The 12,802-nt window shown below is 63.4% G+C and carries 11 protein-coding genes and 4 pseudogenes; 8 read left to right on the top strand and 7 right to left on the bottom strand.

Features of this window, described 5'->3' with window-relative positions:
* Positions 1-318: 318 nt before the first annotated feature.
* Both ACVWWN_RS00640 and ACVWWN_RS00635 read right to left on the bottom strand, forming a co-directional pair.
* Positions 319-1,785 (bottom strand): NAD(P)/FAD-dependent oxidoreductase, encoded by a 1,467-nt coding sequence (locus ACVWWN_RS00640; RefSeq protein ID WP_457142171.1) that lies wholly within the window; start codon positions 1,783-1,785, stop codon positions 319-321.
* 236 nt (positions 1,786-2,021) lie between these two features.
* A complete protein-coding gene (locus tag ACVWWN_RS00635) occupies positions 2,022-2,294 on the bottom strand; it encodes a hypothetical protein (RefSeq protein WP_457142170.1) in 273 nt (90 codons plus the stop codon).
* A 338-nt stretch (positions 2,295-2,632) separates the two neighbouring features.
* On the opposite strand from ACVWWN_RS00635, the gene ACVWWN_RS00630 reads away from it, so the two are divergent.
* Complete coding sequence (locus tag ACVWWN_RS00630) at positions 2,633-3,136, top strand: IS630 family transposase (RefSeq protein ID WP_457142169.1); 504 nt, start codon at positions 2,633-2,635, stop codon at positions 3,134-3,136.
* Positions 3,137-3,259: 123 nt separating this feature from the next.
* Here ACVWWN_RS00630 and ACVWWN_RS00625 read toward each other — a convergent pair whose 3' ends face one another.
* Complete coding sequence (locus ACVWWN_RS00625; RefSeq protein ID WP_457142168.1) at positions 3,260-3,448, bottom strand: hypothetical protein; 189 nt, start codon at positions 3,446-3,448, stop codon at positions 3,260-3,262.
* A gap of 176 nt (positions 3,449-3,624) precedes the next feature.
* Between ACVWWN_RS00625 and ACVWWN_RS00620 the strand changes: the two genes are divergently transcribed.
* The 7 genes and pseudogenes from ACVWWN_RS00620 to ACVWWN_RS00590 all read left to right on the top strand — a co-directional run bounded on the left by ACVWWN_RS00620 (position 3,625) and on the right by ACVWWN_RS00590 (position 7,443).
* Complete coding sequence (locus ACVWWN_RS00620; RefSeq protein WP_457142167.1) at positions 3,625-3,849, top strand: hypothetical protein; 225 nt, start codon at positions 3,625-3,627, stop codon at positions 3,847-3,849.
* 267 nt (positions 3,850-4,116) lie between these two features.
* Positions 4,117-4,338, top strand: coding sequence for a DM13 domain-containing protein (locus ACVWWN_RS00615; RefSeq protein ID WP_457142388.1), 222 nt, complete (start codon positions 4,117-4,119; stop codon positions 4,336-4,338).
* A 398-nt stretch (positions 4,339-4,736) separates the two neighbouring features.
* Positions 4,737-4,895 (top strand): annotated as a pseudogene (locus ACVWWN_RS00610) (SDR family NAD(P)-dependent oxidoreductase); the annotation flags it as partial.
* A pseudogene (locus ACVWWN_RS00605) lies at positions 4,895-5,244 on the top strand (peptide-methionine (S)-S-oxide reductase); the annotation flags it as partial. The pseudogenes ACVWWN_RS00610 and ACVWWN_RS00605, both read left to right, overlap by 1 nt.
* A complete protein-coding gene (locus ACVWWN_RS00600; protein ID WP_457142408.1) occupies positions 5,237-5,395 on the top strand; it encodes a hypothetical protein in 159 nt (52 codons plus the stop codon). The pseudogene ACVWWN_RS00605 and the gene ACVWWN_RS00600, both read left to right, overlap by 8 nt.
* A pseudogene (locus ACVWWN_RS00595) lies at positions 5,392-5,469 on the top strand (hypothetical protein); the annotation flags it as partial. The gene ACVWWN_RS00600 and the pseudogene ACVWWN_RS00595, both read left to right, overlap by 4 nt.
* A gap of 51 nt (positions 5,470-5,520) precedes the next feature.
* Positions 5,521-7,443, top strand: a complete 1,923-nt coding sequence (locus ACVWWN_RS00590; RefSeq protein WP_457142166.1) for a transketolase — start codon at positions 5,521-5,523, stop codon at positions 7,441-7,443.
* Positions 7,444-7,500: 57 nt separating this feature from the next.
* Here the strand turns inward: ACVWWN_RS00590 and ACVWWN_RS00585 are convergent, their stop codons facing one another.
* The 4 genes and pseudogenes from ACVWWN_RS00585 to ACVWWN_RS00570 all read right to left on the bottom strand — a co-directional run bounded on the left by ACVWWN_RS00585 (position 7,501) and on the right by ACVWWN_RS00570 (position 12,726).
* On the bottom strand, positions 7,501-7,683 hold the full coding sequence (locus ACVWWN_RS00585) for a hypothetical protein (RefSeq protein WP_457142165.1): 183 nt from the start codon (positions 7,681-7,683) through the stop codon (positions 7,501-7,503).
* A complete protein-coding gene (locus ACVWWN_RS00580) occupies positions 7,680-8,111 on the bottom strand; it encodes a transposase (RefSeq protein ID WP_457142164.1) in 432 nt (143 codons plus the stop codon). Before ACVWWN_RS00580 ends, ACVWWN_RS00585 begins: the two co-directional genes overlap by 4 nt.
* 1,087 nt (positions 8,112-9,198) lie before the next feature.
* A complete protein-coding gene (locus ACVWWN_RS00575; protein WP_457142163.1) occupies positions 9,199-9,378 on the bottom strand; it encodes a hypothetical protein in 180 nt (59 codons plus the stop codon).
* 836 nt (positions 9,379-10,214) lie between these two features.
* Positions 10,215-12,726 (bottom strand): annotated as a pseudogene (locus ACVWWN_RS00570) (glycogen/starch/alpha-glucan phosphorylase).
* Positions 12,727-12,802: the final 76 nt, after the last annotated feature.

Below are 12,802 nucleotides of genomic sequence, written 5' to 3'. Positions count from 1 at the left end.
ATGTCCTTCCGGGCCCCCTTGACCGTCACCTTGAAAGCTGCCTTCTGGGGCTTGGTGTCACCCCGCCAAAGATGACGACCTTGGGCACACCAGTTCTGCCGGACGCCTACCCCGGGTTCTCGCAGAGGTCGTGGTGCACGTGCGGACTCTCGATCAACAACGTCATACCGTTGCCGATGTGTAGCCGCGTGGCATTTCAGCGAGCTCAGCGAGGGGTTGTCGGTTGTGACACCACGTTTCAGCACTTTTTAATCGCGTGAAAAGGCTGCCTCGGAACATGTTTCAGCTGATGAAGACCACCGCTGTTGGAACGTCCCTTCAGTCAATCTTCGACGAGGGGACGCTGCTGTCAGCCGCAGCCTTTTGGTAGCGGAAGTCATCGGCGTGCATCTGTTCGTCCCGTGCGCGCATCACTGGCGATGCAGCGACGAACTCCTCGCTGGCCGAGAACCGCGCTAGTGACGATTGAGCGAACCCGATCGACACTAGCGGGCGGACAAAAAGAAGGTTGGTGAGGTATCCCAGGGCGACGGCCCAGCGATTGGCGTTACGGGGTATGGCGTAGAGGTGATAGAGCCGGGTCACGAGCTTTGCAGCGAATCCTGATAGCTGGATGTTGAACGGATCGGCGACGGCGAAGCCAGGACCTAGGTCTACAACGGTTCCCAGGTTGCGGTGGCGGTATTCGGATGGCCTGCCGTAGCCCAGGCTGGCGGCGACGTTACGGGCGAGGACTTTGGCCTGCCGGTTGGCGTGTTGAGCGGTCGGTGGGGTGATGGTTCCGGGGTTGGTCGCATCTGGCACGGCCGCGGCATCACCGCCGGCGTAGACACCGTCGAATCCTGGGACCTGCAGATCCAATCCGACCTTGAGTCGGCCTTTTTCGGTGGCCAGGCCGGTGGCTGCGATGAGCGGGCTCGCGACCACGCCGGCCACCCACGCGACGGTGTAGGTGCCGATACGTGAGCCGTCGCTGAGAACGACATGATCGGGTGCGACCCGCGAAAGGGTGACACCGACACGGATCTGCACCCCTCGGCGTCTGAGTACTCGCTCGGCTTGCGCGGCTAACTCGGGTCGGAGTTCGGGCATCATGCGTCCTGAGCGTTCTACGAGAATCAATCGGACATCACCGGGCTGGAACCCGAAGTCGTGTACGGCCACTGTGGCCATGGCGCACAGCTGTGCGATGAGTTCTGTTCCGGAGTAGGAAGATCCGACAACCACGATTGTTTTGCGCGCGGCAGCGCGTTCGCGATCATCGTCGATGCGCGCCAGTTCGAACTGCTCGATGATGTGGTCGCGGAGGTACAGCGCTTGCGCGGTCGATTTCAGGCCGCGTGCATGTTCGGCCAGGCCGGGAATGTCAAACAGGCGGCTGATGGAGCCGGGAGTCAAGACAAGCCGATCCCACGACAGTTCGTGGGAGGTGTTCTCTTGGTCGCGACAGTGCAGTGTCCGCGCGGATAGGTCGACCGAATCGGCGTAAGCCCGAACGAGCCGCACTCCCGGCAGCATGTCGATTAAGGGCACCGTCGCCAAGCGGGGATCAATCGCTCCGCCGGCGACCTCGGGTAGTAGTGGTGTGTACAGCAGGTAGTCGACCGGCGAGATCAGGGTCACGATGTCGTCGGAGCGGTGCTGGCGTAGCAGCCTGGTGAGTCTGCGTGCGCACTCGAATCCGGCGAATCCGCTGCCGACGATAACGATTGACCGGGGCTGCGGCACGGCGCCTTCGCGCTGCCGGTTCTTGATCGAACGGCCACGTGCCCACGTTGGAGGCATGTGTTCTCCTTTGGTCGCTGGTCATGCAGGCACCGTCGCGCACGGCCACAGTTGCGGGCCCTATAACGGGATGTATGCCGTCGGGTTGCTCAACCCGTGTCTGCACTCTGTCGATCGAGTCTGCCGCTGCGCGGGGTGAGTGGTCATCACCCAACGATCAGCGTCACCCGGATGGTCCGTGCGAAGTGGATCGGCCGGCGGATCCTTCGCTGCGTGTTAGCAACCAATGGTCGAGGTTAACAGTCGTCGATCTGCGCCGTGACGCTCGCCGAAACCGGGTCGCAGTTCATGCTGTATGCAGGTGGTGATGTCAGTGGCTGCGCGCTGATGAGTTCGAGGCCGAGGTCGCTGACCTGGTCGAGAAGTCCGTACAGTTCAGACTGATCGCGAACGCAACCGGTGATCGCGGTACACGCGCCGCCGGCTTCGACTCGCATCCCTTCGAACGCGGCGGCAAGCTGTTCGGTCAATCGGCCCCGAACGCAGATCCGGTACATCGTCGGCTTCACTTATCCTCCGGTCGCCGTCTGTTGTATCACGATTCACCGGCGCGGAAGGAATGCTCACCACCCGGCGAGCGGATTCACCCGGGTGATTTCGCCCGAGTATCTGCAGAAGCCAGGGCACCAGCGCGAAACCGATTCGATCGAGTAGCGGTTACTAAGCTTCGATTCACCGACGGATTGTGATGGTCGACGTGTGTCGTAATGAGGAAAGTGCCCTTTGAACTGGGATGATTGGTGTTCCTTACGCATCAATCGAACCAGGTCAGAAAGGCACTTCCGGTGTAAGTGTCCCATAACTTCGCCGCCGCGTCGGCGGTGTTCGACGATGAGCATCTGTTGGTGTGATCGCGAAGGGCCGAGGCCGCAAGCCTGGCCTGTCGGCGGGCACTGTAGAGGAGGTGCTGCGTCTGACACATCAGGAACGCCCGGTTGACGGGTCGACGCAGTGGAGCACACGCTCGATGGCGGCGCGGGTGGGGATCGGCAAGGACGCGGTTGCCAAGATCTGGGCCGACCACAATCTTAAGCCGTGGAAAATGGAGACATTTAAGGTCAGCAACGACCCTCGGTTCGAGGAGAAACTCGTCGATGTTGTTGGCTTGTATGTGAATCCGCCCGCCCGGGCGGCGGTGTTCTCCTTTGATGAGAAGACCCAATGCCAGGCGTTGGACCGTACTCAGCCATCGCTGCCGATGAAGCCCGGCAGGGCAGGAACGATGACTCATGAGTACAAACGCCACGGCACGATCGACTTGTTCGCGGCGATGAACATCGCCACCGGGGAAGTCTTGACCGATCTGCGCAAGGGACACAGCGGCACCGATGTGCTGCGGTTCTTCAAGTAGATCGACGCAGCCGTTCCGCGCGGGCTGGGGGTGCATGTCGTTTTGGACAATCTGTCCGCGCACTCCACTCCGGAGATCGCGAAATGGTTGGTCCAACAAAGATCGTCGGCGATGGCACCTGCATTACACGCCAACCTCCAGTTCCTGGGTCAACCTGATCGAACGCTGGTTCAAAGAACTCACCGACAAACGCTTGCGCCGCGGCGTGTTCATCAGCGTCGCCGAACTCACCGCCGCGATCACGACCTGGGCCCAGCACTGGAACGCTAACCCCAGACCATTCGTCTGGAAAGCCACCGCCGACGAGATCATCGCCAAAGTCCAACGCGGACGCGACACCCTCCACCAGATCAATACGCACACGGACCACCAGGCTGGTTGTCGCTTGATGCCTCCACAACGATCCGCTGCGATTTTGGACGTGCGCACTCGCGGCGCTGCAGAAGGTCTGTCCCGGGGTGGCTGCGTGTGCGTTCAAGCTCGCCAGAATGGGCGCAGACCCCTCGCAGGTGGTTTTGCCTATTCTGCTCAACGAATTGGCCGCCGACTACCGAATCGCGTTGATCCTCGACGACTACCACCTCGTTGAAAGCCGAACCGTTCACCAGCAGGTGGCGTTCCTGATCGAGCGGATGCCGCAGCCTTTGCAACTGGTGATCGCCACCCGTTCGGATCCAATGTTCCCGTTGGTGCGGCTGCGGGCCCGCGGCTAACTGCTGGAGGTGCTGACCGACGCGCCGCGGGATTCCCGCCACGCTGGTCATAGTCGCGATGCCTGTCGCCTTAGGGTGGCTGCAGCCGTGGAAGTTGTTCATTAGGACCACAATCGATGACACGCTGCCGGCCGACGCACAGACCCTTTACTTAGGACAGTTCACCAGTCACATCCACCGAACCACCGGCACTGCTCGGCTCGTGACCCTGCTCGACGATCGGACGGATACTGCGGATCGAGAAGCTGCACGCCACGCAAGCCCCAACTGCGCGTATGGCTCAGCGATGCGCGAGTATTGAACGGAGGTACGCGGTTTCGGAGGTTTGGTCGCAGCCGGCACATCGATCTCGGGCCCCTGCGGGCCAACCGCGGTAACACCAATTACGTCATACCCGGCGACGCCGACACCGCGGGAATCAACAGCGTGATTCTGTGGTGCAATCGGTTCGGTGTGTCCTTTGGCGCAGCGCCGTTGCATCACCCCTGACGGCAAGGCGCCCATCCTGCACAGCCATTCCGGTCGCTCACAGCGGTCATGCGGTGCTGCCGTGAACTGCCGCGGCGACCCGGGCCCCGCGGCGGCGCACCAGCATTTGTGACTCACTGCCTAAAAGTTCTCCATCGTGCCCGTCGAGGCCATATCACCTCAGAGCGTGGACAGTAATTCGCGTTTCCAGCGTGCCGGGGCAGTCCGATCACCCGGGTCGCGGCTTGGCCCTGTCCTCACCCGGGTGATTGGTGCTGTGGGGTGAGGACAGCTCACCCACGTGCGGGCCAGGCTGATTCTCGACAGACCTGTGCGGCGAGGACAGATTGTTTCGGCGCTAGACAACCAAACGTTCAACGCGCCGCGGCGGTGAACATGGCCGGGAAAGTGAATCGCCGATGGGCGCAGAGTTCGAGGGAAAGAAGGTCGTTGTCGTGGGTGGGAGCGCTGGGATGGGACGACAGGCCGCGGTCGATGTTGTGGATAGCGGTGGCAGCGCGGTGATCGTCGGACGCTCCAAAGACCGCGTCGATCAGACCGTTGCCGAATTGACCGGCTGCTGGAGTTCTTCTTCCACATCCATAACCGACCACAAAGAACCGGCAGGGCAACGATTTCGGGACAAGCTACCTGTCGGCCATTTTCTATCTCGATGACGAACAGATGCGCATCGCGCGCGACACCATCTTCGATGTCGATGCATCGGGCTTGTGGCCGGGTGCGGTGGACACCGAGGTCACGGCGGCGACCGTCTTCTGGGAGGCCGAGCCAGAACATCAGGACTATCTGCAGCGCTACCCCAACGGATACACCTGCCACTACGTTCGGCCGGACTGGAAACTGGCTTCTCGCAACGGATCCGGCAACCCGTCTTCCACCGCGGTGGAGGCGAGCCGCCATGAGTGAGCGCCGCACCCCACGCCGTGATCACCTGTCGGCGCCCGATCGGCAGATGCTGGCTGCCGGCTACTGGCCGGTGATCGTGTTCGCCACCGTGCTGATCATCGCCCGAATTGTAGGTATGCGCCGATACCGGCACGAGGGCGGTGCGCGATGACCCAAAACCCCATCCTCGCCGCGCCGTCGGCGGCCGGGGTGTCTGTGTGGTTGGACGACCTGTCCCGGCCCCGCCGCTAACCGTGCCCTGATGACGGCCCAACACATCTACTCAGGAGGATCCCGTTGAGTGATCTCGCCGATCGACACATCGACACGACCATGGTTGGGCAGCTGGCCACCCAGTTGCGGGCGGACGCTATCCGCTGCAGCACCGCAGCCGGCTCCGGGCACCCCACCTCGAGCATGTCGGCGGCCGACCTGATGGCGGTGCTGCTCGCGCGCCAGTTGCGCTACGACTGGGACCAGCCCGACCACCCGGACAACGATCATTTCATTTTGTCCAAAGGACACGCGTCCCCATTGTTGTACGCCGCGTTCAAGGCGGCCGGCGTCATCACCGATACCGAACTGATGAGCGGTTACCGCCAGTTCGGCTCCCGCCTACAGGGCCACCCCACCCCGGTCCTGCCGTGGGTCGACGTCGCCAGCGGCTCGCTGGGCCAGGGCATCGGCAATGGGGTCGGCGTCGCGCTCGCCGGAAAGTTCCTTGAGCACTCGCCGTTTCACGTGTGGGTGTTGTGCGGTGACAGTGAAACCGCGGAAGGATCAGTATGGGAGGCGCTCGACAAAGCCAGCCACTACGCGTTGACGAACTTCACCGTCATCGTCGATGTCAACCGGCTCGGTCAACGCGGACCGACCGAACTGGGCTGGGACTTGGCGACATACGCGCGACGCGCCGAAGCCTTCGGCGCCCGCGCCATCATTGTTGACGGCCATAACCTCGAGGAGATCGACCGCGCGCTCACCGCCGCGCGTCAGGCCACGACGACTCCCACGGTGATCCTCGCGAGAACGATCAAAGGACGCGGGTTCAGCGAGATCGAAGACCAGGAAGGGTGGCACGGCAAGGCCCTCCCACCCGAGATGGCGCAACGCGCCTTGGCCGAACTCGGCAACATCGATGACGTAACCATCATCGGACCCAAACCCGCACCGCGCCAAGCCAGCCCACCATCCCGCCTGGGCGGGGAGATGAATGGTCAACGCCGACCGCACTACGCACTGGGAGACAAGGTCGCCACGCGAGTCGCCTACGGCGCCGCGTTGGTCGCGCTGGGCGCAGACAATCCGCGCGTGGTGGCGATGGACGGTGAGGTCAGCAATTCCACCGGCACGGCAGCATTCGCCCATCACTATCCTGACCGATATTTCGAAATGTTCATCGCCGAGCAACAACTCGTCGCCTCCGCCGTCGGACTCAGTGTGCGGCAGTTCATTCCGTTCGCGTCGACGTTCGCCGCGTTCTTGACCCGCGCCCACGATTTCATCCGCATGGCGGCCGTCTCCGGGGCGAACATCTGCCTGGTCGGATCCCACGCCGGCGTTGAAATCGGCGCGGACGGGCCATCCCAGATGGCCCTGGAGGACCTCGCCATGATGCGGTCCATCCACGAAGCGACCGTCCTCTATCCCAGCGACGCGACAAGCGCCGCCGCACTGGTCGATGTCATGGCCAACACTGACGGCATCCGCTACCTGAGAACCACCCGCGGCGCCTACCCTGTCCTCTACCCGCCGACAACGACCTTCACCGTCGGCGGCTCCCATACACTGCGATCGTCCACGGATGATCAGGTCACACTGATCGGCGCCGGGGTCACCCTCCACCAATGCCTGGCCGCGGCCGAATCGCTACACCGCGACGGGATCGACGCCCGTGTCATCGATGCATATTCCATCAAACCGATCGACCGGGAAACGCTGATCAAGGCCGCGCACCATACCGGCGGACGCATGGTCATCGCCGAGGACCATCATCCCGAGGGCGGACTCGGCTCGGCCGTGCTCGAAGTCCTCGCCGGGCAGCAATCACTCCCATTGCGGCTCAAGCACCTGGCAGTCCGCGTCATGCCGGGGTCGGGCGAACCGGCCGAACTGCTCGCGGCCGCTGAAATCGACGCGGTAAGTATCGAAAAGGCCGCCCGACAATTGCTGAACGGCAACGACAGACAAGGCGCGTCGACCCCGACGCCGCCCAGTTGATCGACAGTGGTCTGTCTGCGTTTTGATCTGGTTCAGGGTGGCCCGGCCGCGTTGGACTCAGGTGATGATGTCCTCGGTGGTGGCTTTCCAGATGAAGGGTTTGGGGTCGGCGTTCCAGTGGGTGGCCGAGGTCGTGATGGCCTCGGTGAGGTCAGCGACGCTAGCGAAGATCCCTCGGCGAAGGCGTTTGTCGGTCAGCTCCTTGAACCATCGTTCGACCAGATTTACCCAGGAGCTCAAGGTCGGGGTGTAGTGCAGGTGCCAGCGGCGTGGTCCTTATGTGCAAGCCCTTTCGCGATCTCCGGGGTGGAATGAGCCGACAGGTTGTCGAGCACGACGTGCACACCCAAGCCGCGTGGCACGCTGGCGTCGATCTGTTTGAAGAACCGCAGCACGTCGGCACCGGTGTGGCCTTTGCGCAGATCGGTGAGAACCTCGGCGGTGGCGACGTTCATCGCGGCGAACAGGTCGATCGTGCCGTTGCGTTTGTAGTCATGGGTCATGGTTTCGGCGCGGCCCGCCTTCATCGGCAGCGAAGGTTGAGTGCGGTCCAACGCCTGGCAGTGGGTCTTCTCTTCGAAGCTGAACACCACTGTGCGCGCAGGCGGATTCACATACGGGCCAACGACATCGACCAGTTTCTCTCGAACCGTAAATCGATAGACCACCAGGTCTTACTCTGATAGGTGCGTACGACGTCGCGTGTGCCGCGGCCCTCATGCAGGCGTCCCCGGTTGCCCACCGATGCTCCACGACCGGCGACGGCAATGATGTCACCTAGCGGGGCGATGCGGTTTCGGGCGGGTCCAGTGGCGGCGGTGTGTCCTGGTACGCGTGGCGCTATGCGGGTGACGCGCCGGGCCCTGGTGTCGACCTGGGGCGGTTCGGTGCGGTTAGGAATAGTCATAGGTGTTCTCTCGGCGTGTCGATGTTCGATGCTTGTGCCATTGGCGCGACGGGTTGGCCAGCGCAGCGCCGGCCACACTGGATGCCTGAGCCGCTATTATCGGTTGGCCGGTCAGGGAGCGCGCGGCGGTGGTGGTTCGGAGCGACGTAGGAGGGCGACGCCCTCGAGTGACTGCTGACCGGAGTGGAACAACATAAACCAAAGTGTCGGAATCCCTGATGCGTCGCCGGCGGAAAATCGACATCTCAGTAGTGTGATGGGTGGTAGCGTGCGCACCCTTTGTCGACCCCGCTCGCTTCCAGAAGGGCGCCTCCCAAGGCGACGAAGGCCCGTTGTAGCGCTCCGAGCGGATAACTAAACGCCAGGAAAGCACCATCCGGAGGTCCTATATCGCGCTTACGCAGGTATCAGTGCGTCACGCGAAGGGCTGGGTCGTCGGTTACAACACGGCCGGCGCTGGTGCCCTGTTTGCGGTTGCGTGCGGTGATTGCATCTCTTCGAGCCTCATCCACAGACCTCCGATTCCGCTAACTGTCAAGCGGCAGCCGGTTGTGGCGGTGTGAAGCTGGGTTTTCCGAAAGCATTGATCGGGTCGAAGGTTTGGCGGGGTTGCAGGCAGGGTAGAGCCGGCCGAGCATCTTGTTGAATAGGTTGCGCAGGGCGGCGGCGTGGCGGTCGCCATGGTCTCGGCGTCTGCGGTAGTGCCCGCGGGCTGGGCTTAAGTTGATGGCGCGCAGGTGGCCCATACCTAGCCGACAGCGGCGAGTGGTCGTTCTTGATGCGGCGGTGGGTGATCGAGGTGAGTCTGCCCGAGGCTCGAGTGACTGGCGCGGATCCGCCATATGCCTTCAACCCCCGTCGTCGGCGAATCGGGCGCGGCCGTCATCGATCTCGGCGAGCATCCGTGCGCCGGTCAGGTAGTCTCGACCGGGGAAATTGGTGATGACGGCGTGGTCGGGGTGGTTGCGGAATTGTTGGGTGGCTGCTTGTTCGAGTGCGTCGGCGCCCGCGCAGGGGGCATCGAGCATCGCCAGCAGGGCAGCGCCTGGCGGCCCATCGCCTTCTCGACCAGTTCCGGCTGGCGCAGTTGCGGGGCGCGCAGGCGCTCCACAATGTCGGCGGCGAGCTCGTCGATGCCGCCCTTGCGTCCGGCGCGGCGCAACGCGGCCCCGACACGGGCCTTGGTGAGCTTGGCCGTGTCCGCGGGGTGGAGACGATGGTAAGCACCGCACGGGCTTCTGGCTTGGCCAGGTTGATGGCGGACTTTCCGGCGAAGGCATCCAAAAACCCTGGGTAGTACTCGCGCAGGATCGACCGCAACTCGTTGGTTGCTTTGCTGCGGCGGCAGACTGCGTTCTGCTGGGCTTGCGCCAACACCGCGATAGCTTGCGCCGGTTCGCTGTCGGCGGCCAGCGTGCGGTGCACGCGGACCCTACCAAGCAGGGCGATGTCGTTTTCGCTATCGGCAAGTGCTACGACGCCAGCCAGCCCCCACCGCAACGACCCGCCACCTTCGCGTACAACTGCGATTCGACCGGTGTGCTACAAGACATGACTTGGATGTCACGGGATTCCGACGGCGCGCGCGGCACTGGCACGAACAGCGCGCTGGAGTGCCATCCCAACTGCGCGCAGAGCACCCGGGTGTTCAATCCGATCGTCGTCCATGCGTGGAACCCGCTCGCCCGACGAGGTCCGCGTGCCCGCCGAACGTTCGGTTCTACTCCGACATGACGATCGCGTATTCCAAAGGCCTTCAGCCCTGGATCAATCGGGTACAAACGGGTCTCCCGGAGCCGATTTCGTCACTGTTGACGGCATGCCTGCAGTTCACTTCTCCGGATTGACGCCGACCTGCGCTCCGCTATAAACCAGTCCGTGACACGGTCACCGGCAAGACGTTCCAGATGTCCTCGCTGTACTCCGTGACGGCGCGGTCCGACGAGAACTTGCCGCTGCGCGCGGTGTTCAGAATCGACATCCGTGTCCACCCGTCCGTGTCCCGCCACGCTGCGCTTACGGCGCCCTGGCACTGCATGTAGGACGCGTAGTCGGCCAGTACGAGGAAGGGGTCGTCGTAGCAGAGATTGTCCACTAGGGGGCGGAACACCTCGGTGTCACCGCGGGAGAACGCGCCGCTGCCGATCAGTCCCAGCACCGCCTTCAGCTCGTCGTCGCCGTCCACGTAGTCCGCCGGCCGGTATCCATCACGCTTGACCTGCTCGACGTCGGATTCGGTCAGCCCGAAGAGGAAGAAATTTTCGGCGCCGGCTTCGTCGCGCATTTCGACGTTGGCTCCGTCGAGCGTGCCGATGGTCAGGGCGCCGTTGATCATGAACTTCATGTTGCCCGTGCCGGACGCTTCCTTGCCCGCGGTCGAGATCTGCTCGGAGAGGTCGGCGGCCGGGTAGATCAGCTCGGCGTTCTGCACATTGAAGTTCGGGACAAACGCCACCTTCAGATACCGGTTCACCTCCGGATCGGCGTTGACCGTCTCGCCGACCGCGTTGATCAGCTTGATGATGCGCTTGGCCATGAAGTACCCGGGCGCAGCCTTACCGCCGAAGACAAAGGCCCGTGGCGGGATCTCGAGGCGGGGGGTCTGTTTGAGCCGGTGGTAGAGAGCGACGATGTGCAACACGTTGAGGTGCTGGCGCTTGTACTCGTGGATTCTCTTGACCTGAATGTCGAAGAGCCAGTCAGGATCCAACTCGACACCGGTGTTCGCGCGGACGTAGTCGGCGAGGCGCGCCTTGTTGGCGCGCTTGACCGCGCGCCACTTCGCACCAAATGCAGCATCGTCGACGACGGCCTCGAGGCCGCGAAGCTTCTGCAGGTTGAACAGCCAGCCGCCGCCGATGGTCTCCTCGAGCAGTTCACGCAAGCCCGGGTTGGCCACCGCGAGGAAGCGGCGCGGCGTGACGCCGTTGGTCTTGTTGCTGAACCGCTCCGGCCAGAGTTCGTAAAAGTCCTTCAACACACTGGTTTTCAGCAGATCGGAATGCAACGCGGCGACGCCGTTGACGGCGTGGCTGCCGACAGTGGCCAGATGCGCCATCCGCACCCTCTTGCCGCCGTCCTCGCCGATCAACGACATTCGGCGCAGCCGGTCGTCGTCACCGGGGAACATCGCGCGCACCTCGTCGAGGAATCGGCGGTTTATCTCGTAGATGATCTCGAGGTGCCGGGGCAACGATTCGCCGAACATCGGCAGCGGCCACGTTTCCAGCGCCTCCGGCAGCAGGGTGTGGTTGGTGTAGCCGAACGTGGCCACCGTGATGTCCCAGGCCTCGTCCCAGTCCAGCCGGCGTTCGTCGACCAGCAACCGCATCAGTTCGGCGACGCCGATCGACGGGTGAGTGTCGTTGAGCTGCAGCGCGAACCGCTCAGGCAGGTCCAACACCGACGCGTCCGCCAGATCATCCATGATGTGCAGGACGTGCTGCAGTGAGCACGATACGAAAAAGTACTGCTGCAGCAGGCGTAACCGCTTACCCACCTCGGGTTCGTCGTTGGGGTACAGCACCTTCGTCACGGTCTCCGAGTTGACCTCGTCTTCGACCGCCTTGTAGTAGTCGCCGGTGTTGAAGGCGTCCAGAGCGAACGACTCGACGGCCCGGGCGCTCCACAGTGTCAATACATTGCAGGTGTGCACGCCGTAGCCCTGAATCGGCGTGTCGTAGGCGACGCCCTTCAAGACCCGCCCGGGCACCCACCGGACCCGGTCCTCGCCCGCGTCATCGGGGTAGTGCTCGGCGTAACCGCCCCATTTGACGAGGTAGTTCACATCGGGTTTGGGGATCTCCCACGGGTTGCCGTTGACCAGCCAGTTGTCGGTCTTCTCGACCTGCCAGCCGTCGTGGATCTGCTGGTTGAAGATGCCGAACTCGTAACGGATGCCGTAGCCGATGGCCGGGCGCTCCAGGGTGGCCAGCGAATCGAGGTAGCACGCGGCCAGCCGCCCGAGACCGCCGTTGCCCAGCCCGGGTTCCTCTTCGCACGCCAGCACCTCGTCGAGGTCCTGGCCGAGTTCGGCCAGCGCAGCCCGGGTCTGCTTCTCGATTCCGAGGTTCAGCAGGTTACTGCCCAGCTGCGGTCCCATCAGGAACTCGGCCGAGAGGTAGCACGTCACCTTGCGGCCGAGATCAAGCGATGTCTTGGGTGGACGCCACCCGGTTGTCCTGCATGCGGTCGCGCACGGCCAGTGCCGTCGCCCGGTAGTAGTGCTCGGGCCGCAGTGCGGCCGCCGGTCGACCGATCGAGTAGCGCAGATGGTCGAGAATGCCTCGCCGCAGCGCATCGGCGGACAGGCCGGTGCGACTGTGTTCGTGGCTGCCGGCAGCGTCGCCGGCTGGCGCGGGAACGACGTCGGTCATCGGTGGAATGTGGCAGGCGTGGACGTCCGCAAAGTGAACGCAACACCGTCGAGGAACTGCGTGGCGGTCATTCGGG

It is taken from the genome of Mycobacterium sp. URHB0021 (assembly GCF_054057895.1).
The sequence above is the reverse complement of the archived record's forward strand: the minus strand, read 5'-3'. Positions and strand labels throughout refer to the sequence as shown.